Raw genomic sequence first — 22,757 nt, forward strand, 5'->3', positions numbered from 1 at the left:
ACGCACTGGGGAAGGAGGCCCCACCTCATGACCAAGACCCCCGAGGAGTGGCTCTCCTACCTCACCGCAAAGATGGACAAGGAGTGCACCAGGACAGACCTGCTGCGCTCCTACACCAACGGCACAAGTCCCCTACCGGAGATGGGGCCGAACCTGGCGAAAGCCTGGATCAAGTTCCAGCGCCGCGCGCGCACGAGCCCCGGAAAGCTCGTCGTCGCCGCGCTCGTTGACCGACTCATCCCGAACGGCGTGACAGTCGGCGCGAGCGACAAGACGCCGGCAGCGCTGGCAGCAGCCAGGATCTGGCGAGACAACCGCCTCAAGGTCGCGTTCTCCGACGCGATCTGGGACGCCGCGACCCTCGGACGCGGATACCTCCTCGTCACCCAAGACGAGGACGGGCACGCCTGCGTGACCTACGAACGGCCTGAGCACATGTACGTGGAGCCGGATCCGGTCCGGCCCTGGCGTGCGCTCGCGGCTGTGAAGGTCTGGCGCGACTCCGCGGCGGGCATCGATCATCTGGTGATGTGGACGCCAGGGAAGCGCACCTCGTTCTCTCGCTCTGCCTACAGCGACTCGAAGGCCCTGATCTCGACGGTCTCCTCTGGGTGGCGGCAGGACGAGGGCGGCGAGCAGGCGTTCGAGGGCGCACCGCCCGTCGTCGTCCTGGAGAACCGTTTCGGCGAGGGTGAGTTCGAGAACGTCCTCGACCTGATCGACCGAATCAACTGGCAGACGCTGCAGCGTCTCGTCATTATCTCGATGCAGGCTTTCCGGCAGCGTGCGCTCAAGAGCGCCGAAGGGTCGGCGGGCCTGCCCGCTGAGGACGAGGCCGGGAACGAGATCGACTACCAGAAGGTGTTCGAGCCGTCGCCCGCCGCCCTCTGGGAGCTGCCTCCCGGCGTCGAAATATGGGAGTCCTCCCAGACGCAGATCACCGAGATCCTCAACGCCACGAAGGACGACTGGCGAGAGCTAGCGGTCGAGACCTCGACCCCGCTGTCGATCATGCTGCCCGACTCGGCAAACCAGTCAGCCTCGGGCGCCGAGCAGCCACAGAAGGCGCTCCTGTCCAAGGCTGAGGACCGGATCGAGCGATTCAAGCCGGCACTGGCCTACCTCATGGTTCGCGCGCTCGCGGTCGAGGGCATCGACCTTGACGAGACTGAAACCGTCGAGGTGTTGTTCGTGCCTCCGCACGCCGTTTCCCTCACGGAGAAGTACGCCGCAGCCGTGCAGGCCCGCAACGCTGGCGAAGCGTTGGAGACGATCCAGCGGAATATCCTCGGCTACTCGCCGGAACAGATCGCGCAGGACAAGCAGCGCCGGGCAGAAGAGCAGCTGGCTCTCGCGTTCGCCCTGCAGGACAACCCCAAGCCGACCGATGAGGCGCAGCCTCCGGTCACGGGGGGGGATCCGTCTGAACTGAAAACCAAGTTCGACGCGCTCGGTACCGCGATCCGCGCGGGCGTTGCCCCGCAGTCAGCGGCTCAGGTCGTCGGCCTCGACGGAATCAAGTTCACAGGCGCAGTGCCCGTCGCCCTGCGTCTGCCTGAGACGCAGTCAGCAGACCTTGAGGAGAAGCGAGCATGACGGACCTGGACGACCTCACGAGTGTCTACAGTTCCCAGGTCCACGCCGTGCGAACACAGATCACGAAGTTCGGCGAGGCCTACTGGGACTCCATGCCGAACTACCGGGCGAGCGCCGTCGAGGAGATGATCGACGCGCTCGTCCCCAGGGTCACCGCCGGTCAGCTCCGCATCGCGGATCTGACACGCGCCTACCTCGCGCGCTGCGCCCACGAGCTCGGCTGGAAGCTCGTCGTCCCACAGCTCGACAAGGCTGACATTCTCGGCGCTCGCGGCGTCGATCCCCGGACGGTGTACCGCCGCCCTGCGGTCGACGTGTACAAAGCACTGTCTGACGGGAAGCCTGTAGAGCAGGCGGTCTCTGAGGGGCGCTTGCGTTTGACTCAGCTGATCGGCGGCGACGCTCAGCTCGCGAAGGTACACGCATCCCGCCAAGTGATGCGCGCCTACCCGGACACGGGCTCGTATTACCGGCGAGTGCTCACGGGCCGCGAGAACTGCGGCCTCTGCGTCGTCGCTTCGACGCAGCGCTACTACAAGGAAGATCTGCTCCCGATCCATCCGGGATGCGATTGCGACGTGCAGCCGCTGCCGCCCGGAGCGGCAGGCCAGCAGGTCATCGACGAGGACCGCCTGGAGCAGGTCCACAAGATCGCTGCCGAACGGCTCGGCGAAGCCGACCGAGGAGGCAGAACGCCCGACTACCGGAAGCTAATCCGAGTCGAGGCGCACGGGGAGTACGGCGCCACTTTGACGTGGGCAGAGCCGAAAGCCCCGAAGCAAAGCGGCACAGCGGATAAGGCGTAACGCCTAAACGCACCGCCGCGCAATCAAGCCCCGCCGAGGCCGCAACGGCGCTCGCGGGGGAGGCTACCCGAAACGGGAGGACTGATCGACCATGAAGATTCACCTACACGAGCGCCCGCATCTGCGCTTCGCTGATTCCGTGGAAGCGCCTGCGGGCGGGGAAGCGGATGAGGCTCAGGTCTCGGAGGCTGCTGCCGAAACGGAGCAGGCGAAGGACTGGGAAGCCGAAGCGAAGAGGTGGAAGGCGCTCTCACGCCAGAACGAAGCGCGCGCGAAGGAAAACGCCGAGAAAGCTCGCTTGTTCGACGAGCACGAGGAGCAGGGCAAGACGGAGCTGCAGAAGGCTCTCGATAAGGCTGCGCAGGCTGAGGCCCGCGTGAAGGCCCTCGAAGTCCAGGCAGCGCGCGCTCAGGTCGCCGCGGCGAAGGGCGTGGACATGGAACTGCTGTCCGGCTCGACTCTGGAGGAGCTGGAAGCGTCTGCGGATCGTCTGCTGGCGTGGCGAGGAGCGCAGATCCCGAAGGGCGCCCCGGCGTCCGACGCGGGACATCGAGGTGAAGAGATCAGGTCGAGCAAGCAGCTCACACGCGAGGACCTCAAGACCATGAGTGCCGAGCAGATTAACCAGGCCCGTCGAGCGGGCCAACTCAACGACGTGATGGGCCTCGCCTGACAGCGAGCCCGCGAAAGGAGCCACAATGGCTAACACGAACTTCATCCCCGAAGTCTGGTCGGCCTCCATCCTGGAGAGCTTCCGTAACCAGGCTGTCCTGACCGGCCTGACGAACCGCGAGTACGAGGGCGCACTGACCTCCGGATCGAAGATCCACATCGCCGGCATCGTCGACGTCAAGGTCAAGGACTACAAGACCGGCGTCCTCCCCGCCGCGTCCGGCGGCGGCAAGCAGCCGCGCACGACCGCGCCCGACACGGTCGCCGACACGGGTATCGAGCTGGTCATCGATCAGGAGAAGTCCTTCGACTTCCTCGTCGATGACATCGACCGCGCACAGGCGAACAAGAGCTTCGACAAGTACACCGAGTCCGCCGGTATCGGCCTGGTCGAGGACGCGGAAGCCTTCCTCACCGGCCTGCTGTCCACGCAGGGCACGGCGGCAACGGGCATCGCAAACCCCACGGACTGGGCCTCTGCCTACAACGTCGCGCTGGCCCTGCGAGGCAAGCTCACCGACGCAAAGGTGCCGCAGGCAGGTCGCGTCCTGCTCGTGAACGCGAAGTTCGAGAACTTCCTGCTCTCCGACGGCTCGAAGCTCACGGCCTTCGACAAGGCCAACACGACCGACGGTCTGCGAGAAGCGATCATCGGTCGCCTCCTCGGCTTCGACGTCGTTGTCTCCCCGTGGATGGACAACACCAAGCCTATGGCGATCGGCCTGCACAAGCCCTCGGTTGCCTACGTCTCTCAGATCTCCAAGGTCGAGAGCATGCGCGCCGAGAACACCTTCGCCGACCGCGTCCGTGGCCTCCACGTGTACGGCGGCAAGGTGCTGCGCCCGACCGCCGTTCAGGTCTTTAAGGGGGTCTGATGCTCGTCCGTGGAACCAACGGCCTTGAGATCGAGGTCGAGGATCAGGTCGCAACCGCGATGATCGCCGCCGGCATCGTCGAGGCTGTCACAGACGGCACCGAGCCTGTCGAGGACATCGAGGCCGTCGAGGACGTCGAGGATCCGGAGCCCGCTCCGGCCAAGACCAAGAAGTAGGAGGAGAGATGACCGCCGCCCTACCGCTCGCATCCGTCTCAGACCTGGAAGCAGCACTAGGCCGCGACCTCAACGAGACAGAGAAGCGCCGAGCGGAGTTCGTCCTCGACAAGCTCTCAGCAGCTTTCCGAGACCGAGCCCGCCAGACCTTCACCGTTGAGCAGTACACGCACCGACTCAAGGTCGACGGCGGCGGTCGTATCTTCCCCACTCGGACCCCGCTCCTCGCCGTCCAATCGGTAACCACAGACGACGGGACGCCGGTCGCCTGGCAACTCAGGCATGGCTTCGTCCAGGTCGACAAGCCAGCGTCCGACTTCCTCGTCGTCACCTACTCCGCCGGCCTCGACGAAGTCCCCGCCGCCGTCCGGCTCCAACTCGCCGACAGCGCGCGCCGCATCATGTCGATCGACGCCGCCGCCGCACATGGAGCCACGCAGGCCACGGACACGACCGGCCCGTTCACCCAGACCAGGCAGTACGCCAGCTGGGCAATCGGAGGCCAAGCCCTCCTATCCCCCGACGACCAGGCGCTCGCAGACACGTTCAGGCCGCGACGCTCCGGCCATGTGTGGGTGATGGAAGCATGAGCCGGGAGCCGATGGAAGAGTGGAGAACCCCGGTCCAGGTTGAGGGGAGCGTCAGCAGGAACGCCGACGGCTTCCTAGTTGAAGGCAGTGGGCAGCGCCTGATCGGCGGCTGTCTCGTCGCCCCGGGAGCTTTCACGGTCCCAGGGCTGCTGACGTCGCCGACGTCGGAGCAGCCCGACGAGCAAGCGACGCTGTACGCGCCGCCGGGAACGTCGCTCAAGGTCGGCGACAAGATCACAATCCCTGCTGAGCACCCGCTCGGCGGGAAATGGCAAGTCGAGTCGCCGCCGTCGCCTTGGCCGAAAGGCGTCGCAGTCACCATCAACCGGAGGTGAGCCAATGGGGAACAACTTCCGCAGGGACTCAGCCGGCATCAAGGGCTTCCTACAAAGCGGCGCCCTCGCACCCGGACTCCACCAGGAAGCCGAACAGCTCAGGGCCGCTGCCGCCGCAGCCGCCCCGCGAGGCCTCACCGATAACCTCGCCGACTCATACAAGGCCGAAACGACTAAAGCACCGCTCAGACCGGGAGGCCCGGTCCGAGACGTTGGACGCGTCTACAACGACGCACCACACGCGCTTGCTGTCGAGTTCGGCCACCGCTCCAGAACCGGGAAGCCGGTCCCCGGAGCACACACACTCCGAGCACTCCTCGGAACCAGATCTAAACGGAGGCGGTTCAAGTGACCTACACAGACGCGGTCCAGGTCATCCGAGACGCAATCACCGCGGCGACCGGCATCCCGACCGCACGAGTCCTGCAGCCCGGCTTCACCGACGGGCCGCTTCCACTCGCACACGTCTCGCTCGTAAACGCCGACCCTGGCGAATACGACCGAGCCGACACGATCTCTGTCTCCATCTACGCAAAGACCCCGGCCTCACCAGACGAAGTCGGAGCCGCCGCGCTCGCGGACCAGATCGAGGGGGCGCTCGCCGTCCGTCCGGTCGTCGGTGCGTCCGGCTGGGTAGATGAAGCAGAGGTCGAATCGACCCTGGGCGTGCAGCCGTACTTCGAGGCTGTCGAGGTCGTTCACATGACGATCACGGTCACGCACAGGCCCATCTCAGAATGACAACACCTGATTAGGAAGGGGTCTTGCATGACCACCATCGAAGCTCTGAAGAAGAAGCACAACCGCACGACCAACGTCCGTAAGGGTCTGAACGCGCTGGCGTTCCTGGCACCGATGACGGCGACTGTCCCGGAGGCGATCACCGACGCCGGCGGCGCTCTCAAGGAAATCCCGACGGACTTCCTGCCGCTCGGCCTGATCTCGACCGACGGCATCACCAACTCCGCCGACGCGAACACGGAGGACGTGGAGGCCCTCGGCTATGCCGAGGCCGTCCGCACCGACCTCACCAAGGCACCTAAGACCGTGAAGTTCACGGTCCTTGAGCCCATCCGTAAGACCATTCAGCAGCTGGTCTACGGCATCGACCTGTCGCAGACCAAGGCCTCCAAGACCACGGGCGAGATCGTTTTCGACGAGGCCGCGACCCCGGCTCTCGCCGAATACCGTCTCCTGATGGTCATGGCTGACGGTCCCGCCGCCGACGAGTGGATCGTCGGTCGCTGCTACCCGCGCGTGAAGCTCTCGTCCCTGCCGGACGAGAAGTGGGCAGCCAGCGACGCAATCCAGTTCGACCTGGAATTCTCGGCCTTTATGGACGAGACCGCCGGCACTTCCTGCCGTCACTACATCGGTGGATCCGGCGCGATCCGTCACCGCGACGTGATCGGCTTCGATCAGGCCAACTGACCTGCTCTCGATCTCGGGCGGGCCGGAGACGATCTCCCTCCGGCCCGCCCGTCCACACCTCACGCATGGAGATCACCTCACGGATAGGACCAAAGATGAAGTTCCTCAAGACTGTCAAGACCGACGACGGCGACGAGATCAAGCTCGAGCGCGAGACCGACTCTGCGGTCGAGCAGAACCAGCTCATCTCTCAGGGATGGGAGCCCGCCGACGACTCGAAGGCCGACGTCGAGAAGCCGACGCTGCCCGCGCCGCCCACCTTCAACAAGTAACAACAATCCCGACAGATATCTAGGAGATCAATATGTCTGACACCATCAAGCCTACCCTTACGTTCACCGCACTCGAGAAGATTGAGAAGTCCGCGACGCCGGAGCCGTTCACCTTCGGGATCGGGCACACGGTCATCAACTTCCCGGACCCGATGGGGCTCACGACCGAAGAGGCAGAAAAGTTCCTCACGGATATGTCTGAACTTCGCTCGCCGATCAAGGTCATGCGTCGTTGGCTTCCGAAGGACGATGCTGAGCTACTCATCAGCAAGCTCAGCTTCCGTCAGCTCACGCTGCTGCTCCGTCAGGCATCAACGCATTACAACGCCGCGTTCGGGGATGCGGGGGAAGGCAGCGCCTCTACGATCGGCTAAGTCGGTACGAGAGGCAGATTACGTGTGACCTAGCGGAACAGGGCTGGGATGTTCCCGCCCTGTTCCGCGCCCGCCGCTGGCGCTTCCTCCTCACGCTCATCGACGGCCTCGGGCCGACAAGCAGGACAACCGTCGCGATCCTCAACGACCCCGAGCGCTTCGAGGAGATCGCGCGAAGCGTTGCCGAAACTGAAGCGACTACCGACGATACCGAGGCGCGGATGAGGGAACAGACGCCCGTCGTGCGCCTCCTGCAGGACATCTTCGATCTGGTGTCCTCAGTATTCGGCAGCAAAGAGCCGTACCCGCGCCCCGTCTCGGCGGTCGAGCTCGCACTCGAGGACGCGCGCACCGACCACCTTCACGACTTCCGAGATGAAGCGATGAAGGCCCTCCTCCCGAACTGGGAGGACGAAGAAGAATAACTGCAGAGAGGAACCCCATCATGGCAGGCGTCTACAAAGCCGGTACGCTCTACGTTGACGTCGTGCCCTCCATGAAGGGGTTTTTCAAGACTGTCGAGGCCGACGCCAAAGCGCAGATCCCGAACATCGGGCAGAACGTCGGCAGGGACTTTGCGAACGGCCTGCGCTCTGGCATCGGCACCAGCGGTGCACAAGTCGCCAAGAGCATCAGCCAGCCCCTCGACGCCGCCGCAAGCGACGTAAAAAACAGCGTCAACGCGATGACAAAGGGGCTACAGTCCTCGACGAGCGGCATGCAGCGCGCCGCCGACGGAGCAGGACGAAGCCTCTCCACGATGGGAGCCGAAGCGGGCCGCGCTCGCGGGCCGGTTGATTCGGCGGCGCGCGCGCTCGATGGGGCGGCGTCCTCGGCTGGCTCGGCGGCGGGCAGCATGCGAGACGCGGGCTCGGGCTTCTCGTCTATGGCGGGCTTTGCACAGAACGCGATCGCGCCCCTGGCTGCGCTGGCCGCAGCCGTGGGTATCGGGGGCTTCGTCTCTGAGGCTATCGCTGCGTCCGACGCGACGCAGAAATTCGCGGACACGCTGAAATTCGCGGGGATTGATCCGGATCGGATCGAGGAGCTGGGCGCCGCCGCGCAGAAGTACGCCGATGAGACCGTCTACGACCTGTCGGATATTCAGGGCATCACGTCACAGCTCGCAGCGAATAACGTCGAGGGCTTCGACAAGCTCGCGGAAGCAGCGGGCAACCTGAACGCGGTCTCGGGCGGCTCTGCCGAGACCTACAAGCAGGTTGGCCTCGCGCTCGTTCAGGTCAACGGTGCCGGGAAGCTGGCAACGCAGGACTGGAATCAGATCGCAAACGCGATCCCCGGCGCGTCCGGCAAGATCCAGAAAGCGCTCCTCGACGCGGGTGCCTACACGGGGAATTTTCGCGATGCGATGGCCCAGGGCCAGATCAGCGCCGAAGAATTTAACGAGGCATTGCTGAGCCTCGGCTTCGATGAGGTCGCGGCGAACGCGGCTCGCGACACGAGCCGCATTGAAAACGCCGCCGGCAACTTGCAGGCAACCCTCATGGGCGGCTTCAAAGACCTCATTGACTACATGAAGCCTACGATTACGGACTTCATGGGCTGGCTCTCTGACATGTTCTCGAACGCCTTCGACTGGATCAGCGAGCACAAGGATCTGCTGGTCGCCCTCGGTGAGGGGATCGGGATCGCGGTGGCCGCCTACTGGGGCTTCTCGGTCCTGACACAGGTCATCGAGTGGATCAAGAACACGACGCTCGTGCAGGAGGGGCTCAACGCTGCGATGGCCGCGAATCCCATCGGTCTTGCTGTCGTGGCTATCGGCGCGCTCATCGCTGGGCTGATCTACCTCTATAACACGAACGAGGACGTCGCGAACGCGATCAACGCCCTCGGCTCTGGCATCGCCGAATTCTGGACGAACAACGTCACGCCGGTAATCGACGCGTTCGTCGACTATACGAAGAACACGCTCATCCCGGGTATCGAGTCGGCGTGGGGCATCCTCACCACGGGCAACTACGACGGTAATCTCTTCGGTCTCGAAGAGGACTCGGCGCTCGTGGACTTCTTCTTCACCCTGCGGGACGCGCTCCTCGCGGTCGGCGAGATCTCCTACAGGGCGTGGACGGAGCAGATCAAGCCTTCCATTGAGGCGGCGTGGGACTGGATCTCCGGCACGCTCTGGCCGGGCCTCCAAAACTTCTGGTCGACCGTGTTGCAGCCGCTGTTTGAGGGGATCGGCTCGGGCCTCGCTCTCGCCTGGACCGCCGTCATCCGACCTACCCTCATGGCCCTATGGACCGTCGTCTCCCGGGTCATCTGGCCTGTCCTCAAGACCCTCTGGGAGAACGTGATTAAGCCGCTGTGGGAGGGCTTCGCGTCGGCAGTCCAGTCAGCATGGGCCGTGATCTACCCGGCTATGCAGGCGCTCGCGGGTTTCTTCCGCGACACGCTAATGCCTGCGCTGTGGAGCTTCTGGCAGGATGTGGTGGAGCCGGTCTGGACGAACGTGTCGACGTTCATCCTCGCTGTCTGGGATAACGTTCTGTATCCGCTTTTCGACCTGTTCGTGACGGTGATCTCGGGTACCGTCGGTATGGCCTTCGAGGGGCTGTGGACAACCGTCGTGACGGCCTGGAATGGGATCTCGTCGGCGATCCAGACGGTCTGGGGCATTTTGTCCCCGATCTTCTCTGCGATTGGCAGCGCGATCTCCTCGACGCTCGGCCCGACCTTCACGTGGCTGTATGACTCGGTCATTAAGCCGGTCTGGGATCAGATCTCGTCGGCGGTGCAGACGGCCTCCTCCGTCCTGATCGACGTCGTCTTTCCGGCGATTAAGAGCGCGATCGGTGGCGTGAAGGAGTCGTTCGAGTCTTTCCGTCAGTCGGTCGAGTCTGTGTTCGAGAAGATCAAGGGAGCCGCCGCAAAGCCCGTCAACTTCGTCATCACGACGGTCTATCGCGACGGAATTAAGGCAGCGTTCGATACGATCGCCGCGAAGGTCGGCCTCTCCGTGAGGCTCCCCGACGTGAAGCCGATTCCGGCCTACGCGACCGGCGGCGTTTTCTCCACCATGACGCCGGGGTACTCCCCCGGCAAGGACATCTATCACTTCTACAGCCCGGACGGTGGCGGCGCGCTTCGTCTATCCGGCGGCGAGGGCATCATCCGACCCGATGCCCTGCGAGCTCTCGGCGGGAAGCCTTGGCTCGACCGGGTAAATGCTTCGCGCGGCTCCGGCCTCGCGACCGTCGGTGAGACCGGACGCCGCCGCGGCGAAGTCGCTTTCGCTAGCGGTGGCATCTGGAACGCCGTGAAGGGCGGCTTCGGCGGCGCTCTGGACTGGATCAAAGACACGACAGAGGCGGTAGCGGAGATCGTCACCGACCCCGCCGCCGCAATCGCAAACCTGGTCCTCAAGCCGGCGCGCGAGCTACTGTCCCCGAAGGACGGCTCCTTCTGGGAGCAGGTCGCCTACGGTATCCCGCCGATGCTGTTCGACGGCCTCAAGAGCCTGTTCACCTCGAAGGTGAGCGAGTCCGGCCTCTCCGGCGGCGCGGGCCTCGTCGGCGCAGCCATGAAGGCCGTACTCATGGGAGTGCCTTACGTCTGGGGCGGCTCCGGCATCCCGCCGGGCCTGGACTGCTCCGGCCTCGTCTACTGGGCAGCACAGCAGCTCGGCCTCGGCTGGCCGCGACTCACCGCTGCCGGATACCAGTCCGGCTCGACACCCGTCCCCTGGGGCTCCGCGACACCCGGCGACCTCCTCTACTGGGGATCGCCCGCCTGGCACGTTGCCGTCTACGCAGGCAACGGGCAGATGATCGAGGAACCGCGCCCCGGCCTGAGCGCACGCAAGACCGCGATCTGGGGATCCCCCAGCGTCGGCAGGTACGGCGGCGCACGCAAGTACGACCGTGGAGGCTGGCTCCCAGACGGAGTCACCGCTGCAGTCAACCAAACCGGCCAGCGCGAAGCAATCCTCACAGCCCGACAGTGGGCCGACGTCTCCGCGCTCGCGGCCAGCGGTGCGGGAGCTGGCGTCTCGTTGGAGGGCGCTCAGGTGAATCTGGTCCTCGATGACGGCGTGCAGTTCCGCGCTCACGTCGAGGGGATTAGCGCGGGTGTTCTCGCTCGTAGGAAGCAGCTCGCAGGAAGGAGTCGATGATGGCGCGGACGAATCTTTGCCCTAATCCCTCGTTTGCGTATGGGACGAATGGCTGGGCGAAGTACGCGCCGTCGTCGCTCCGGATTGCGTCTGATCCCGCTGTATGGGGCGGGCACGAGCGGCAGTCACCAACTTACCTGGCTGTCGACGTGCCTGCCCAGCTGCAGGGCCAGGTCGCCACTCCTGGCGTGGTTCCTGTCTCGGCGGGGCAGGCGCTGGCTGTGTCTGCGCTGGTTCGCACGAGTCCTGGTATCGGTCTCGCCGTCCGTGTCGAGTGGACGGTCGCAGGTCGCAGTCAGGTCGCGTCTGCGCCGCTGCTGCTGACGTCGAGTGCGGAGGGCGAGCGCCCGACCTGGGTCCACGTGGCCCCGGCGGGCGCCACTCAGGCGCGCGTGCGCTTCGAGGTCTACACCTCGGGAGCGCGCGAGAACAAGCCCGGGTGGGTCCACCTGGACGATGTCATGATCGTCGCTTCGGCGACCGTCGAGGAGGCTGTCGCTGACGCGGCGACCTTCTTCGACGGCGACACGCCGCAGCAACGGATCGGATACTCGCAGCGCGCGATCGCTCACCAGTGGACGGGCACGAAGGGTCTGTCGTCCTCGCGTGAGGTTGAAGGCGCGCTCGATATGACGCGCACGCCGGTCGCGGTCGTCGAGGACGGCCAGGCCCCGCGCGTGCAGCTGGTGATCCCGGCGGCGCTCGCGCCTGCGGGCACGGCCTGCTACGTCGAGGGCATCGCTGCAACGGGTTTCAAGTGGATCCCGCGCGCGGGCGTGTGGACGGGTACGGGTGAGCAGCGTGTGATCGGCGATTCGCTCGCGCCGATCAACACAGAATTCAGGTACAAGTTGACGACGTCGAGCGGCGTCGAGGTGGAGTCCTCGCCGGTCGTGCGCCGCTGGCAGGGCCTCTCGCTCATGACGGACACTGCGGGCAAGATGCCCGTGAACCTGCTTTGGCAGGGAACAGATCAGCGTGAGATGAAGCTGCGGCTGACCGAGCATGAGGTACCAGGCAGGCGGACTCCGGTCATGGTGTACGCGCCGACGATGGGCGCAGGTACTGTCTCGCTGACGGCTCGCACGAATCTCAAGGACACGCCCGCGCTCAAGCTCTTGCTGGGAACGCCGACCCCCGTCGCTCTCTTCCACAATCCCGAGCACTGCGTGCAGTGCAGGGCAGGTGTCTGTGACGTTGACCTGGTGACGCTTATGTCGCCGACGGCGGTATCGATGGAGCGCGCAGCTCGGATCGATATTGCGGAGCGCACGTGGACGATTAAAGGAACGATCACGTCGCTGCCGCAGGCATCGACGCTCCTCGCTCTCTCGACGTGGACGGACTTTGACGGTCGCGCCCTTACCTGGCAGGCGCTCGATGCTCGGCGCCTCACGTGGGAGGGCTTTGACAGGACGATCTGGCAGGAGGAGCGATGAGCTTGACCGGCCCGGACGCGCGCATCCCTGACGATCTGCTGTCGTCTGCGTACACGCTGCAGGCGACGGTCGAGTCGTGGCTCGGCGATGAGTATCTCGGTGAGGTGCCCGTCGAGGACGGCTCGGTCGCCTGGGACGCGACGCAGCAGGTTCAGGGCTCGCTCTCACTCACTGTCCCACGCGTCGGCGCTGCGAGTGAGAGTGAGGACTGGCGGGACTGGGATCCGACGGACCCATCGCATCCGCTCGCCTGCTTTGGGCAGACGTTGCACGTGTCGCTGACGATCGCGTCGGTGATTCCCGGCGGCGGCTGGTGGGACGTCCAGCTCGGACGCTTCCTCATCACCGCTGTCGACCCCGGCCCATCGACAGTGAGGGTGACCGGAAAATCGCTGATGCACCGCCTCGAAGAGGACCGCCTCACGACGCCCCTGTCCCCCATGTGGAACGGGACGCTCGCGAGCGAGATCCGTCGCCTGGTCGGCGGGCACATGGGCGTCGTCATCGATACGGGCCTCGTGGACCGCTGGTGCCCGTCGATGACCTGGGGCGAGTCGAGGATCGATGCAATCTATGAGATCGCGAAGGCCTGGCCGGCATCGATCCGTGAGGGTGGCGACGGCATCCTGTATGTAACACCGCCGGTCTCGCCGCCTGTCTCGCCACCGAAGCTGCGGCTCACGGACGACCTGGACGGAACCGTCGTCGGCGTCTCGTCTCAGGTCTCGCGCGACAAGGTCTATAACCGAGTAGTCGCGCGCGGCCAGGATGGGCACGACGAGGGCGCGCCCGCGTTCCAGGCGGTCGCGGATCAGACGACAGGCCCGATGCGCACCGACGGCCCCTACGGCGTCGTCCCCCGCTTCTTCTCATCGCCGCTCATCACATCGCAGGAGCAAGCGCGCAAAACCGCTGAGGCGATGCTCGCCGAGTCGATCCGCCGAAAAGTGAAAGTCCCCGTGGAGCACGCGCCGGACCCGCGTGTCGGCCTCGATCAGCCTATCGAGATCGTGACGCAGCCTGTCCTCGCGGCGGAGCCGAAAACCCTCTGGGGCCTGGTCACAGCCTACGAAGTCCCGCTCACGTACAAGGGCACGCAGAAAACCGACGTGGAGGTGACCCTGTGACCGCGCGAGTGATGGACTTGATCTCTTCCACGCCGGATGATCTGCCTCCCCGGTACGGGGCGGACAGGTCGACGACGGCGATCGCGCGGATTATCGACCTCGTCGAAGGAGGTCGCCAGCTCATCGTCTCCCTGTACGGCGGGGAGGGCGTGCAGATCCCCGCGACCGCCGTCAACTGGGTAGGCGTGAAAACCGCGCATGTTCTCCTCGACCCGGACACTGGACGCCCGGTACACGCGCTGGGGCCTGCCCCGTCCCCCGAGGGGCCGCTCCCGGCTGTCCCGAAAACGCCCGCCCCTAAGCCTGTGGCCCGGCACGCGGTCCTCACGCCGCAGTGGATGGGCACATGGACAACCGGGGGGTGGTCGCGGTATGGCGACGGCGGCGCGTGGCAGGGCACCAACCCCGCAGGCCAGCGCCTCCGAGGCCTCATCACCTACGGTCGCCAGCTCGAAGCCCTCGGCACGATCACAATCACTCGAGCGCTGCTCACCATCCGGCCCGCGTCGCACGTCCCACCGTGGGCACTCGTGATTCAGCCAGCCGCCTACTCGGAGTCTGGGCCGCAGCCGACCGGCGCGACGCAGACAATCAACGTCAACGCGCAGCAGGCGCAGGTCGACATTACGGCCCTGGCAAAGACCCTCAAAGCGGGAGCTGGCCTCGCGCTCGTCGGCACTGCATACGGCGGCATCACCAAGGGCGGCGCAAGCGCAGCCCTACACCTCGACTACACCGAAACACTCCAAGTCAAACCCACAGGAAGGCGCGCACAATGAGCTACCAGGACCAGCGCGGACACAAGGTGCCCTCCCCCACCGACCCGGCCCGCCGCCAAGACCTCCTCGATCTCTCACTCTCGATCCCGTCCTACAAGGCGTGCGCGTCCGAGACCGCCGCCTCCCAGTACGTCGCCGCGCTCGCGGGCGTGGGCCTCACGGCCTCCCCGGCGCAGCCGGTATACGTGTGGCGAACCGACCTCAACGCTGTGCGCGTCTGGGACGGTCGGCGCTGGGCTGGAGAGTCGAACGTTCAGATGGAGCTGGGCGCCGTCGGAGATATGCCGGTCGGCTCAGGCCTGGGGACGGGAGTGCGGAACGGCCTCATTAAGGCTGGCCGCGTCGCGATATCCAGCGCGGAGGTCGCCTTCGGCAACCTCTACATGCCGCGCGTTACGTTCCAAACGCCCTTCCCGAACGACTGCGTCTCGGTCGTCATCACGCCGCTGTACGGCTCCGGCCCGGCGGGCTGGAACTTCAAGAACGCCAGACAGTTCTGCATCGACGTCATAGACAAGAGCGGCTTCCGCCCGATGCTCCCAGGAGTGACCTCTGAGGAGCGTCACTCCTATTCCTGGGTGGCCTTCGGCTACTGACAACCACCTGATCTTTAACGCCCTCGGACAAGCCCGTCCGGGGGCTTTCCCATACCCAAAGAGGAGAAACACATGGAACCGACCATTGAGCAGCTTATGGCGTCGATGACCCCCGCGACGGACACGCCGCCTGACGTCGTCGCCCCTATCGTCATCCCCTACGAGCAGACGGAGGGCACGCGATGAGCATGACCGCACAGAACGTCCTCGCCTGGGCAGCCGGCGAAATCGGCTACACCCGATGGGACGACCCCGAGGAAGGCTCGAAGTATGGCCGCTGGTACGCGCAGAAGCACGGCGCCTACTACGGCACATCCGGCGTGCCTTTCTGTGCGATGGGGGCCTCCTGGTGTGCGACCGACGAGGAGAAGCAGTCCGTCCTTCCCGGCGGCGACTTCGCTTACGTGCCGTATGGCATCAACGCCGCCGCCCGCGAGGGACGCCTCGTGTCCCCGATGACGCAGGCTGCGCCCGGCGACCTGGTCTGCTTCGACTGGGACGACGACAGTATCGCCGACCATGTCGGAATCGTTGAGGCCAATTATGGCGGGTGGATCCAGACGATCGAATTCAACACGTCGTCCGGCGCTGCTGGATCGCAGAGCAACGGCGGCGGCGTGTGGCGTAGGACCAGAGACTGGTCCTCGGTGTGCGCGGTCATTCGCCCGCACTACGGCGACGCGACCACCTCCTCGGGCTACACCGATGTCACGGCGCTCCAGGCGGCAGTCGGCGCGACCGCTGACAACGTGGTCGGCCCCGACACGACGAAGCGCATTTATGCCGTCGTCGCCGCCTCCAGCTGGGGAGGCCGGCAGTTCCCGTTCGGAGTCGAGTACGTCCAGTCCGTGATCGGCACGGAGCCGGACGGTGTCTGGGGCGATGCCTCGGACGAGGCGCACGACCGCGTCGTCGGCAACCTCCAGCGCGCCGTCGGCGTGGACGACGACGAGATCTACGGCCCGGCCACCAACAACGCGATTAACACCGCGCTCGCGGGCGCGGAGAAGGGAGAATGACGATGAATGATCTTCTGCTCGGTCTCCACACTGACCCATTCCTGACGACGGTCGTCGTCGGTCTGGTCTGGCCGATGGTACAGGCCGCGCTCGACCGTCCGTACTGGACTCCCGCGCGCCGTAAGGCGCTGCTCGCCGTCGTCGCGGTCATCGTCTCTCTCGCTGTCTGGGTGTCCGGTACCTATCCGGCGACCTGGCGGCTGCTCATCGCCCAGGCTGGCGTTTTCCTGGGCATCGCCTGGAGTGTGTTCCAGGTGCTCTCCGCGATCCGTATTAACGGCGTGACACTGATTGACTGGGTAGGCGCGCTGACTCCCGGCGGCGAGTCCATCGAGGAAGTTCGCGCTACCGCTGATGCTGTCCCTTCGACCCGGGTAGTTGACGGGGCCTCGCAGGCCAGCCGTGACTGAACTGCTCGCAGACCCCAAAGTAACGGATGCTCTGGCCGCGCTCGTCGTCGCGATCCTCGTCGCGATGACGGGCATCGTCGCCCTGGCCGCAAGCCAGGTGCGCCGATGGATGGACGCGAAATTCGCGCACGTCCTCGTGGGCGTCGAGGAAGCCAGAGCAGCCGCCCGCTCGGCGGACGCGCAGGTCTCCAACGATCACGACACCAACATCAGGGATGACTTGGACCGCGCGATCGAGACAGTGCGCGCTGTGTCGGATCAGATCGGTGAGTTGACAGGTCACGTCGGCACGCTCGCCGATCAGCTGGGCCGCGTCGAGACGACGCTCAGCAATCACGGCAAGAGCCTCGAAGCCGTCGAATCTCGCGTCGGAAGGATCGACGAACGAGGCGGTCGAATGGCCGAAGAGATCCACGACGAGCGCGTCGCTAGAGAGGCCGCTCAGCGGACAATCGACGAGCACTCGCACGACGCGCACGCGCGCCTGCACGAGCGACTCGACAAACTCGAAGAGAGGATGAACGAACAGTGACCACGACTATTTCGGGCACTGTCGGCAGGCTTGACGGCGCTCCCGAGCCGCAGGCCTACATCGTCGCTACGCTCGCGGGGACAGGTGAGAATCTCGCTGTCCTCGCGGGCGGGCCGGTGGCCCGGCAGGCCGACGTGCGAGGGCAGATAGTCCTCCCGCTTGACATCCACACGGAGACGCAGGTGCATCTGCGTCTCGCAATCCCCGGTCGCACCCTCCGCGAAGCGACCGTGTCCCTGCGCCCGGGCGTGGCTTACGACCTGGCGCAGATCTTCTCCGGCGCCGCGTCGCCGACCCCGTCTCCCGCGCCTGTCCCTGGTATGGGCGGCGTCGAGATCTCCGGCGACGGAGACACCCTCACCCTGGACGGAACGCTCTACGGCGATATATACGACACACTCTAGATCGGAGCCTGACCTATGGCAGCACGACCGACGCTCTACACGAAGCAGGGCACCGATAAGGCGATCGCGCGAGCAGTCGCACCGCTCGCAACAAAGTCGGAGCTCTCCGGCTATGCGACGAAGTCAGAGGTAGCGACAGCCGCCGCAGGCGGCAGAGTCGATCTTACCGACTACGCGAAGAAGGCCGAACTGCGGGGCCTCGCGACCCGCGAGGAACTGTCCGGATACGCGACCACTCGCCAGGTCGCCGACCTCGCCACCCGCGCAGACCTCACGGCCTACGCGACGAAGGACGAGGTCGCCGGAATCGCCAAGCGCTCCGACCTGACCGGCCTCGCGACAAAGTCGGAGCTATCCGGCTACGCGACGAAGGGCGATGTCGCGGGCGTCGCACACGCCTCGGACCTGACCGGCCTTGCCACCAAGGCCGAGCTGCAGGCCGCGCTCACAGGCGTCGGCATCACTGTCGTCGCCACCGAGGCCGAAGCTCAGCGCCTGCCCGACGGCGCGCTGTACTTCCTTGCCGCCGCAGCGTCGCCCGCGCAGCCGCCGACCCCGACCCCAGGCCCCGCGCCCGCCGCCGGCCCCACCGTCGTCGGCCACGCCTCGGGCTCCGTTGTCGGACAGACAATCACCGTCAAACTCGACGGCAAGGCAGGCGACAAGATCATCCTGGGCATCAACGAGAAGGCTCAAGGCGTTCGCGCGACCGTGAGCCTCCCGCAGGGCTGGACGACCCTCGTCGATCCGTACTGGGTCGGCACGATGAGCGCGACCATCATCACCGGCCCCTGGGCACCAACGATCACGATCACGATGTCTCAAAACGCCGAGATCGGATGGGCAGCAGCAGCAGTACGCGGGGCCTCCCGCATCGAAGCCGGCACCGTCAAGAAACGCCAGGCCGAACCTATCGAAACAAAGACCTGCACCGCGCCCGCGCTCGCGGGCACGGGTCTCGCGCTCGGCTTCACTTTCGAGCGCACGAGTGCGGGCGAAACTTCGGACCAGGTCACGGTCTCGGAGGGCTGGGAAAAGCTGGCATTCGCAGCTCAGGACGGTCTGAATTATCAGACTGTGACGCTTGCGAAGCGAACCGCAGCCGCTCCCGCCGACCTCATTGTCACATACCCAAACGTGCAGGGGTCGAACGGCATCGGCGTGCAGGTGGTCGCCCGTGGATGAGCTGACAATCTATCGCCGTCGCCGCGACGGAGGTGACGTGCCCGGGGTCGTCCGTCGCCGCCGCCGCGACGGAGGGGATCTTCTCCTGCGTCGACGTGAGGCGACGACTCCGGTCACGCCGGCCTCGACGGACGTCGTCGAGCAATTCCTCAAGCAGCGGCCCTTCTACATCGCCCATAGGATGAGCGGAACAGAATACCCGGAGTTCACGCAGCGGGGTCTTGATGCTTCGCTGCGCGCGGGCTTCAAGGCGCTGGAGGTCTCCGTCCGGCTCTGCGCCCGGGGGCAGCACGGAGAGCCTGCCGAGTTCGTCGCGATCCACGATTGGAAAACGACAAGAACTGTGCCGGGCACGGATCTCCCGATCTGGTCTACTCCCTGGAGCACGCTCCGGACACTCCAGCAGGGGACCGGGCCGTTTATGCGACTGCGGGACATCGTTGACCAGATCCCGGATGACGTGGTCCTCGCGATCGACCACAAGACAACGTCATCTGAGGATCAGCGGAACGCTGCTGATTTGCAGGCTGAGGAGCAGTTGTTCGAGTATCTGGACACCGCGTTCGGCGGGCATCCCGAGCGTCGCGTGATCTGGAAAGTCTTTGCGAAGGGAACGAGCGCGGCCCGCGCGAAAGCGCGCGGTTACCGCACTATGGCGATGCTGTACCCTGCCGAAGTCCCCGCGGCGCCCCTCGGCTCTTGGGACGTGATCGGTATGGAGTGGTCCGCGTCTGCCGACGTCTGGAACCGCATCAACGCAACCGGGAAACCGACGATCGCGCACATCATCACCAACGAGGGACAGGCGCGCGCAGCGCTCGAAAAGGGAGCGTCCGGCCTCATGGCTTCGTTCCCATCTCGCGTGCATCCGTAGCCGATGCAGAAGGCCCCACCACCCAGAATGGGCGGTGGGGCCTTCTCTTATGCGTTGAGACGGCCTTACGTGAGGACATGTGAGTCCATACGCGCTGCCAGGGCCGCGTCGCGCTCGCGGGTCGCATGCTGATAACGCAGGGCGACATCGACATCACTGTGCCCGCCCCGGTGGAGCAGCTCGGCGAGAGTGGCGCCCTGCTGTGCGAAGATCGTGAGGCCAGTGTGCCGCAGATCGTGGAACTTGAACCAGGGGATGCCCGCGTCCTCGCGGGCGCGCTCCCAGGCTCCGCGCAGGCTATTAGGATGCAGGGGCAGGCGCGGGGATCGCTCGGAGGATAGGAGCCAGGCCGTGCCCGCAGGCGCGACGTAGGACTCAAGATGAGTGCGCAGAGCTGGGACTAGCGACGCGGGGATGACGATCTCGCGGACGCCGGCGGCGCTCTTCGGAGGTAGCTCGACCGGCCCCTCGCCTGTCAGGTACTGAACCTGGCGCTCGATACGGAGAGTCGCAGGAGTGGAGTCGAGGTCGAAGTCGCGCCGCTGCAGGCCGGTCAACTCGCCGAGCCTCGTCTGGCACCATGCAGCGAGCAGGACGGCGATGCGCAGCCGCGCGGGCATCGCGTCGGCGGCTGCGCGGACCTCCTCGGGGGTCGCGACTTGCCGCTCACGCTCGCGCACGGGCCGATGCTTCTGACCACCGGGAACCTTGCACGGGCTCGCCGCGATGACGCCGGCTTTCACCGCGGCGTTCATGCATACAGATAGGGTCATGTAGATCGGGCGCACGACGCCCGGCCCCTTCGCATCCCAGATCCGCTGGTACCAAGCGTCGACATCCTCGACGCTGATCGCCCCGAGCGGCTTCGCGCCAAAGACCGGGACGAGCTGCCTCATCCGATAGGTATGCGTCTCGATGGTCTTAGGGGTGCGGCCCAGTCGCTCGAGCGACGCGAGCCACCTCTCCGACCACGCCGCGAAAGTGATAGCCGCGCGCTCGGCGGCGACCTCCTGCGCGCGATCGCGCTCGCGGCTCTCCTTCGGACTGACCCAGGTGCCCTCGCTAATCTCGGCCTCGACGTGTGCGAGGAAAGCACTAGCGTCGACCTTGCGAACGAATGAGCGCCCGGCGGTGTACTTGCCGCCGTCGGGGCCTGTGTACCGGACCTCGAAGCGTCCGCTGCGGGCTTTCCGGATCGAGCCGAAGGCCCTCCGTCCGCTCATGCCTGCCTCCTAGATCGGGAAGTGGCGCAGCATCTTTTTCCACTGTCTGCGCCACGCCTGCGCCACTAGCAATGCTACATCGTGATGCATCCTGATACATGGGAGAGAGTGGGACGAGGGAGCGAAAAGCGCGCGAGGGCAACGAAAACCCCGGAATCTCAACGAGACTCCGGGGTGTGTGTGGAGATGGGGGGAATCGAACCGAAGGCCCCTAATCGCGCCCGAAAGTGCGCGCGCGGGTCATCGTGCGCCACTACAGCACCACAAAGTTTAGCGGAAAATGCGGCCCCAGCCGCCGGGCTTCGGGGCGGGCTGCTGAGGCATGCCGGTCCAGTGGGCAGGAGCGGGCGGGGCTGCGGGCGCAGGCTGAGACTGTGCGGCCTTCACGGCGGCACGGGTGTGTGCAACGAAGCGCATCAGTCCATCGACGGCTTTGCGCTCGAAATGGAGAGTCAGCAGCGCTTGCCGCGTCTCGATCATGAGCCACTTATCCCCGCCGCTCCTCTTCTTCGCAGCAAACGCGAGGATGCCGAGCGTGACGAGGCGCGTCGCAGTCACGCGCGCCTGCATGGCCTCGCCGTCCTCGACCTCGACGCTGACGACGTCGGTTAGAGGGATCCGCTGGATTGCCTCGCCGCGTCGCTTTGAGTCGTAGAGCAGCTCGGTGTCGGTGCAGATGATCTCAGCGGGGTCGGATGAGTAGAGGCGGAAAGCGCCTTTAGGGCGGTGCATAGCTCCTCCTTTGAGTGCGACCTACCTATATGGGCAGTCTACAGCTCGCACGAGGACGTGGAGGCTATTCCGGAGAGGCTTCGTCCGCGAGGCGGCGCTCCGCCTCGGCAGCTACATCGGAGCCACTGACTCCGAGAGCTTCGCACATCGCACCGAAGTCGCTCATCGTACAAACAGTGTCGCCCGCGAAGATCTTGTAACAGCGCGCGCGAGTGATGCCGGCCCGCTCGGCCAGGCGGTCGATAGTCAGGTCCAGACTTTGCAGACGCTCCTTGAGTACAGCTAAGACAGCGCGTTCAAAGGGACTCGATTTAAGAGATCTGCTTCCCATGAGGTAAGCATATCTACTTTTGTAGACCCATGTCACATGAAAACGAGTTGCAAAATCTCTATTTGTAGACTTATATAGCAGTCATTGGTCTACAAATGTAGAAAGGAACCATGAGATGACGGTCGCAGCCGTAATCAAGAGCATGGCCCGTGAGCTGGGCATCTCTCAGACAGAGCTTGCTGCCCGCGCTCGTATGAGCCGCGCGAGCCTGTCCCTCAAGCTCAACGAGCGCCGAGATCTGACCTTGCCGGAAGTTGAGAGGCTCGCAGCAGTGCTCGGCACGTCCGTCCGCGAGCTCCTCGACCAAGTCGAGCGCACCACCGAGACAGCACCCGCGCCCGATAAATCGCGAGGCTATGCAATCGCCGATAAGGCGACCGGCGTCGTGATCCTCCAGGCCTCGCACGGAAGCATCTACGACGAGGACATCCCGGCATGAGCGCCGTCGTCGCAGTGACCATCGGCCTAGTTCTCGCGGTCGCCGCAATACCTGTCATCGTCTGCGTCGTATACCTCACCGGTATCTACGCAGGGGATGCGCTCGACCGCCTCGTTTGTATGGGCCTCGACGCGGGTGATCGGATCGCCGAAATGATCGATGGGGAGGTGCCCGGGAAATGACCGCCGCTGCACCGTTCGCCCCTGACCGCTGGTACTCAGCCCAGCAGGTTCAGGAAACCCTCAGCCTCTCCCGCTCAACCGTCGAGCGCCTCGGAGTCGAGGGCAAGGTCGCCGCAATCAAGATCGGGCGTTCCGTCCGGTACAGCGGCGACGACCTCAACCACCAGTGCCAGAGCCTCGGCTCCTGCGCCACCGAAAAGAAGAGCTCCCAGCGGTAGAAGCG

General features: G+C 65.3%; 29 protein-coding genes. 26 read left to right on the forward strand and 3 right to left on the reverse strand.

The window, feature by feature from the left end; genetic code table 11:
* Positions 1-27 precede the first annotated feature (27 nt).
* The 23 genes from FBF35_RS07395 (at position 28) to FBF35_RS07495 (ending at position 19,627) form a co-directional block, all read left to right on the forward strand.
* Complete coding sequence (locus FBF35_RS07395) at positions 28-1,596, forward strand: phage portal protein (RefSeq protein ID WP_060567556.1); 1,569 nt, start codon at positions 28-30, stop codon at positions 1,594-1,596.
* Entirely contained in the window at positions 1,593-2,402 is an 810-nt protein-coding gene (locus FBF35_RS07400) for a hypothetical protein (RefSeq protein ID WP_060567555.1), read from the forward strand. Before FBF35_RS07395 ends, FBF35_RS07400 begins: the two co-directional genes overlap by 4 nt.
* A 91-nt stretch (positions 2,403-2,493) precedes the next feature.
* Positions 2,494-3,075: a hypothetical protein gene (locus FBF35_RS07405; RefSeq protein WP_060567554.1), complete on the forward strand. Its 582-nt coding sequence runs from the start codon at positions 2,494-2,496 to the stop codon at positions 3,073-3,075.
* Positions 3,076-3,100: 25 nt separating this feature from the next.
* Entirely contained in the window at positions 3,101-3,949 is an 849-nt protein-coding gene (locus tag FBF35_RS07410; protein ID WP_060567553.1) for a P22 phage major capsid protein family protein, read from the forward strand.
* Positions 3,949-4,125 carry a hypothetical protein gene (locus tag FBF35_RS10510; RefSeq protein WP_157843485.1) on the forward strand — a complete coding sequence of 59 codons (177 nt, stop codon included), beginning with the start codon at positions 3,949-3,951 and terminating at the stop codon, positions 4,123-4,125. Before FBF35_RS07410 ends, FBF35_RS10510 begins: the two co-directional genes overlap by 1 nt.
* A gap of 8 nt (positions 4,126-4,133) precedes the next feature.
* Positions 4,134-4,715, forward strand: coding sequence for a hypothetical protein (locus tag FBF35_RS07415; protein WP_060567552.1), 582 nt, complete (start codon positions 4,134-4,136; stop codon positions 4,713-4,715).
* Positions 4,712-5,050, forward strand: coding sequence for a hypothetical protein (locus FBF35_RS07420; protein WP_060567551.1), 339 nt, complete (start codon positions 4,712-4,714; stop codon positions 5,048-5,050). The genes FBF35_RS07415 and FBF35_RS07420 overlap by 4 nt, the downstream gene beginning before the upstream one ends.
* A 348-nt stretch (positions 5,051-5,398) precedes the next feature.
* Positions 5,399-5,791: a hypothetical protein gene (locus tag FBF35_RS07425; protein WP_060567550.1), complete on the forward strand. Its 393-nt coding sequence runs from the start codon at positions 5,399-5,401 to the stop codon at positions 5,789-5,791.
* Positions 5,792-5,818: 27 nt separating this feature from the next.
* Entirely contained in the window at positions 5,819-6,481 is a 663-nt protein-coding gene (locus tag FBF35_RS07430) for a hypothetical protein (RefSeq protein ID WP_060567549.1), read from the forward strand.
* A gap of 95 nt (positions 6,482-6,576) precedes the next feature.
* The gene (locus FBF35_RS10515) at positions 6,577-6,753 is read left to right on the forward strand and encodes a hypothetical protein (RefSeq protein WP_157843484.1); all 177 of its coding nucleotides are present in this window, start codon (positions 6,577-6,579) and stop codon (positions 6,751-6,753) included.
* 32 nt (positions 6,754-6,785) lie between these two features.
* Positions 6,786-7,127 (forward strand): hypothetical protein, encoded by a 342-nt coding sequence (locus FBF35_RS07435; protein ID WP_060567548.1) that lies wholly within the window; start codon positions 6,786-6,788, stop codon positions 7,125-7,127.
* A gap of 221 nt (positions 7,128-7,348) precedes the next feature.
* Positions 7,349-7,552, forward strand: a complete 204-nt coding sequence (locus tag FBF35_RS07440) for a hypothetical protein (RefSeq protein WP_060567547.1) — start codon at positions 7,349-7,351, stop codon at positions 7,550-7,552.
* Between the two features lie 20 nt (positions 7,553-7,572).
* Entirely contained in the window at positions 7,573-11,262 is a 3,690-nt protein-coding gene (locus tag FBF35_RS10715; protein WP_138134121.1) for a tape measure protein, read from the forward strand.
* Between the two features lie 149 nt (positions 11,263-11,411).
* Positions 11,412-12,701, forward strand: coding sequence for a hypothetical protein (locus tag FBF35_RS07450; protein ID WP_060567545.1), 1,290 nt, complete (start codon positions 11,412-11,414; stop codon positions 12,699-12,701).
* Positions 12,698-13,828 carry a hypothetical protein gene (locus FBF35_RS07455; protein ID WP_060567544.1) on the forward strand — a complete coding sequence of 377 codons (1,131 nt, stop codon included), beginning with the start codon at positions 12,698-12,700 and terminating at the stop codon, positions 13,826-13,828. The genes FBF35_RS07450 and FBF35_RS07455 overlap by 4 nt, the downstream gene beginning before the upstream one ends.
* Entirely contained in the window at positions 13,825-14,607 is a 783-nt protein-coding gene (locus FBF35_RS07460; RefSeq protein WP_060567543.1) for a hypothetical protein, read from the forward strand. The genes FBF35_RS07455 and FBF35_RS07460 overlap by 4 nt, the downstream gene beginning before the upstream one ends.
* Positions 14,604-15,203, forward strand: a complete 600-nt coding sequence (locus FBF35_RS07465) for a hypothetical protein (protein ID WP_060567542.1) — start codon at positions 14,604-14,606, stop codon at positions 15,201-15,203. The genes FBF35_RS07460 and FBF35_RS07465 overlap by 4 nt, the downstream gene beginning before the upstream one ends.
* Before the next feature lie 182 nt (positions 15,204-15,385).
* Positions 15,386-16,222, forward strand: a complete 837-nt coding sequence (locus tag FBF35_RS07470; protein ID WP_082632912.1) for a CHAP domain-containing protein — start codon at positions 15,386-15,388, stop codon at positions 16,220-16,222.
* A gap of 2 nt (positions 16,223-16,224) precedes the next feature.
* A complete protein-coding gene (locus FBF35_RS07475; RefSeq protein ID WP_187348944.1) occupies positions 16,225-16,632 on the forward strand; it encodes a hypothetical protein in 408 nt (135 codons plus the stop codon).
* Positions 16,625-17,164, forward strand: coding sequence for a hypothetical protein (locus FBF35_RS07480; protein WP_060567540.1), 540 nt, complete (start codon positions 16,625-16,627; stop codon positions 17,162-17,164). The genes FBF35_RS07475 and FBF35_RS07480 overlap by 8 nt, the downstream gene beginning before the upstream one ends.
* Complete coding sequence (locus FBF35_RS07485) at positions 17,161-17,568, forward strand: hypothetical protein (RefSeq protein WP_060567539.1); 408 nt, start codon at positions 17,161-17,163, stop codon at positions 17,566-17,568. Before FBF35_RS07480 ends, FBF35_RS07485 begins: the two co-directional genes overlap by 4 nt.
* A 15-nt stretch (positions 17,569-17,583) precedes the next feature.
* On the forward strand, positions 17,584-18,753 hold the full coding sequence (locus FBF35_RS07490; protein WP_060567538.1) for a hypothetical protein: 1,170 nt from the start codon (positions 17,584-17,586) through the stop codon (positions 18,751-18,753).
* Positions 18,746-19,627, forward strand: a complete 882-nt coding sequence (locus tag FBF35_RS07495) for a glycerophosphodiester phosphodiesterase (RefSeq protein ID WP_082632911.1) — start codon at positions 18,746-18,748, stop codon at positions 19,625-19,627. The genes FBF35_RS07490 and FBF35_RS07495 overlap by 8 nt, the downstream gene beginning before the upstream one ends.
* A 65-nt stretch (positions 19,628-19,692) precedes the next feature.
* Here FBF35_RS07495 and xerC read toward each other — a convergent pair whose 3' ends face one another.
* The 3 genes from xerC to FBF35_RS07510 form a co-directional block, all read right to left on the reverse strand.
* Positions 19,693-20,850, reverse strand: coding sequence for a tyrosine recombinase XerC (xerC, locus tag FBF35_RS07500; protein ID WP_060567536.1), 1,158 nt, complete (start codon positions 20,848-20,850; stop codon positions 19,693-19,695).
* Between the two features lie 270 nt (positions 20,851-21,120).
* The gene (locus FBF35_RS07505) at positions 21,121-21,582 is read right to left on the reverse strand and encodes a hypothetical protein (protein ID WP_060567582.1); all 462 of its coding nucleotides are present in this window, start codon (positions 21,580-21,582) and stop codon (positions 21,121-21,123) included.
* A gap of 64 nt (positions 21,583-21,646) precedes the next feature.
* Positions 21,647-21,913: a helix-turn-helix domain-containing protein gene (locus tag FBF35_RS07510; protein WP_060567581.1), complete on the reverse strand. Its 267-nt coding sequence runs from the start codon at positions 21,911-21,913 to the stop codon at positions 21,647-21,649.
* Positions 21,914-22,028: 115 nt separating this feature from the next.
* On the opposite strand from FBF35_RS07510, the gene FBF35_RS07515 reads away from it, so the two are divergent.
* Genes FBF35_RS07515 through FBF35_RS07525 form a run of 3 tightly spaced genes read left to right on the forward strand, consistent with a single transcriptional unit; the run spans position 22,029 to position 22,752 of the window.
* Positions 22,029-22,352: a helix-turn-helix domain-containing protein gene (locus FBF35_RS07515; protein ID WP_060567580.1), complete on the forward strand. Its 324-nt coding sequence runs from the start codon at positions 22,029-22,031 to the stop codon at positions 22,350-22,352.
* Positions 22,349-22,534, forward strand: a complete 186-nt coding sequence (locus FBF35_RS07520) for a hypothetical protein (RefSeq protein ID WP_060567579.1) — start codon at positions 22,349-22,351, stop codon at positions 22,532-22,534. Before FBF35_RS07515 ends, FBF35_RS07520 begins: the two co-directional genes overlap by 4 nt.
* Positions 22,531-22,752 (forward strand): helix-turn-helix domain-containing protein, encoded by a 222-nt coding sequence (locus FBF35_RS07525; protein ID WP_060567578.1) that lies wholly within the window; start codon positions 22,531-22,533, stop codon positions 22,750-22,752. The genes FBF35_RS07520 and FBF35_RS07525 overlap by 4 nt, the downstream gene beginning before the upstream one ends.
* Positions 22,753-22,757: the final 5 nt, after the last annotated feature.

Source organism: Schaalia odontolytica (assembly GCF_005696695.1).
Lineage (GTDB): Bacteria > Actinomycetota > Actinomycetes > Actinomycetales > Actinomycetaceae > Pauljensenia > Pauljensenia odontolytica_C.

What these genes read in the sequence shown, in the direction of transcription:
- FBF35_RS07430 (WP_060567549.1), top strand. Translation starts at nt 5,819, where the DNA reads ATGACCACCATCGAAGCTCTGAAGAAGAAGCACAACCGCACGACCAAC.
- FBF35_RS07510 (WP_060567581.1), bottom strand. Translation starts at nt 21,913, where the DNA reads ATGGGAAGCAGATCTCTTAAATCGAGTCCCTTTGAACGCGCTGTCTTA.
- FBF35_RS07440 (WP_060567547.1), top strand. Translation starts at nt 7,349, where the DNA reads ATGAGGGAACAGACGCCCGTCGTGCGCCTCCTGCAGGACATCTTCGAT.
- FBF35_RS07515 (WP_060567580.1), top strand. Translation starts at nt 22,029, where the DNA reads ATGACGGTCGCAGCCGTAATCAAGAGCATGGCCCGTGAGCTGGGCATC.
- FBF35_RS07410 (WP_060567553.1), top strand. Translation starts at nt 3,101, where the DNA reads ATGGCTAACACGAACTTCATCCCCGAAGTCTGGTCGGCCTCCATCCTG.
- FBF35_RS07520 (WP_060567579.1), top strand. Translation starts at nt 22,349, where the DNA reads ATGAGCGCCGTCGTCGCAGTGACCATCGGCCTAGTTCTCGCGGTCGCC.
- FBF35_RS07490 (WP_060567538.1), top strand. Translation starts at nt 17,584, where the DNA reads ATGGCAGCACGACCGACGCTCTACACGAAGCAGGGCACCGATAAGGCG.
- FBF35_RS10515 (WP_157843484.1), top strand. Translation starts at nt 6,577, where the DNA reads ATGAAGTTCCTCAAGACTGTCAAGACCGACGACGGCGACGAGATCAAG.
- FBF35_RS07475 (WP_187348944.1), top strand. Translation starts at nt 16,225, where the DNA reads ATGAATGATCTTCTGCTCGGTCTCCACACTGACCCATTCCTGACGACG.
- FBF35_RS07465 (WP_060567542.1), top strand. Translation starts at nt 14,604, where the DNA reads ATGAGCTACCAGGACCAGCGCGGACACAAGGTGCCCTCCCCCACCGAC.
- FBF35_RS07435 (WP_060567548.1), top strand. Translation starts at nt 6,786, where the DNA reads ATGTCTGACACCATCAAGCCTACCCTTACGTTCACCGCACTCGAGAAG.
- FBF35_RS07420 (WP_060567551.1), top strand. Translation starts at nt 4,712, where the DNA reads ATGAGCCGGGAGCCGATGGAAGAGTGGAGAACCCCGGTCCAGGTTGAG.
- FBF35_RS07470 (WP_082632912.1), top strand. Translation starts at nt 15,386, where the DNA reads ATGAGCATGACCGCACAGAACGTCCTCGCCTGGGCAGCCGGCGAAATC.
- FBF35_RS10510 (WP_157843485.1), top strand. Translation starts at nt 3,949, where the DNA reads ATGCTCGTCCGTGGAACCAACGGCCTTGAGATCGAGGTCGAGGATCAG.
- FBF35_RS07415 (WP_060567552.1), top strand. Translation starts at nt 4,134, where the DNA reads ATGACCGCCGCCCTACCGCTCGCATCCGTCTCAGACCTGGAAGCAGCA.
- FBF35_RS07395 (WP_060567556.1), top strand. Translation starts at nt 28, where the DNA reads ATGACCAAGACCCCCGAGGAGTGGCTCTCCTACCTCACCGCAAAGATG.
- FBF35_RS07455 (WP_060567544.1), top strand. Translation starts at nt 12,698, where the DNA reads ATGAGCTTGACCGGCCCGGACGCGCGCATCCCTGACGATCTGCTGTCG.
- FBF35_RS07400 (WP_060567555.1), top strand. Translation starts at nt 1,593, where the DNA reads ATGACGGACCTGGACGACCTCACGAGTGTCTACAGTTCCCAGGTCCAC.
- FBF35_RS07505 (WP_060567582.1), bottom strand. Translation starts at nt 21,582, where the DNA reads ATGCACCGCCCTAAAGGCGCTTTCCGCCTCTACTCATCCGACCCCGCT.
- xerC (WP_060567536.1), bottom strand. Translation starts at nt 20,850, where the DNA reads ATGAGCGGACGGAGGGCCTTCGGCTCGATCCGGAAAGCCCGCAGCGGA.
- FBF35_RS10715 (WP_138134121.1), top strand. Translation starts at nt 7,573, where the DNA reads ATGGCAGGCGTCTACAAAGCCGGTACGCTCTACGTTGACGTCGTGCCC.
- FBF35_RS07405 (WP_060567554.1), top strand. Translation starts at nt 2,494, where the DNA reads ATGAAGATTCACCTACACGAGCGCCCGCATCTGCGCTTCGCTGATTCC.
- FBF35_RS07525 (WP_060567578.1), top strand. Translation starts at nt 22,531, where the DNA reads ATGACCGCCGCTGCACCGTTCGCCCCTGACCGCTGGTACTCAGCCCAG.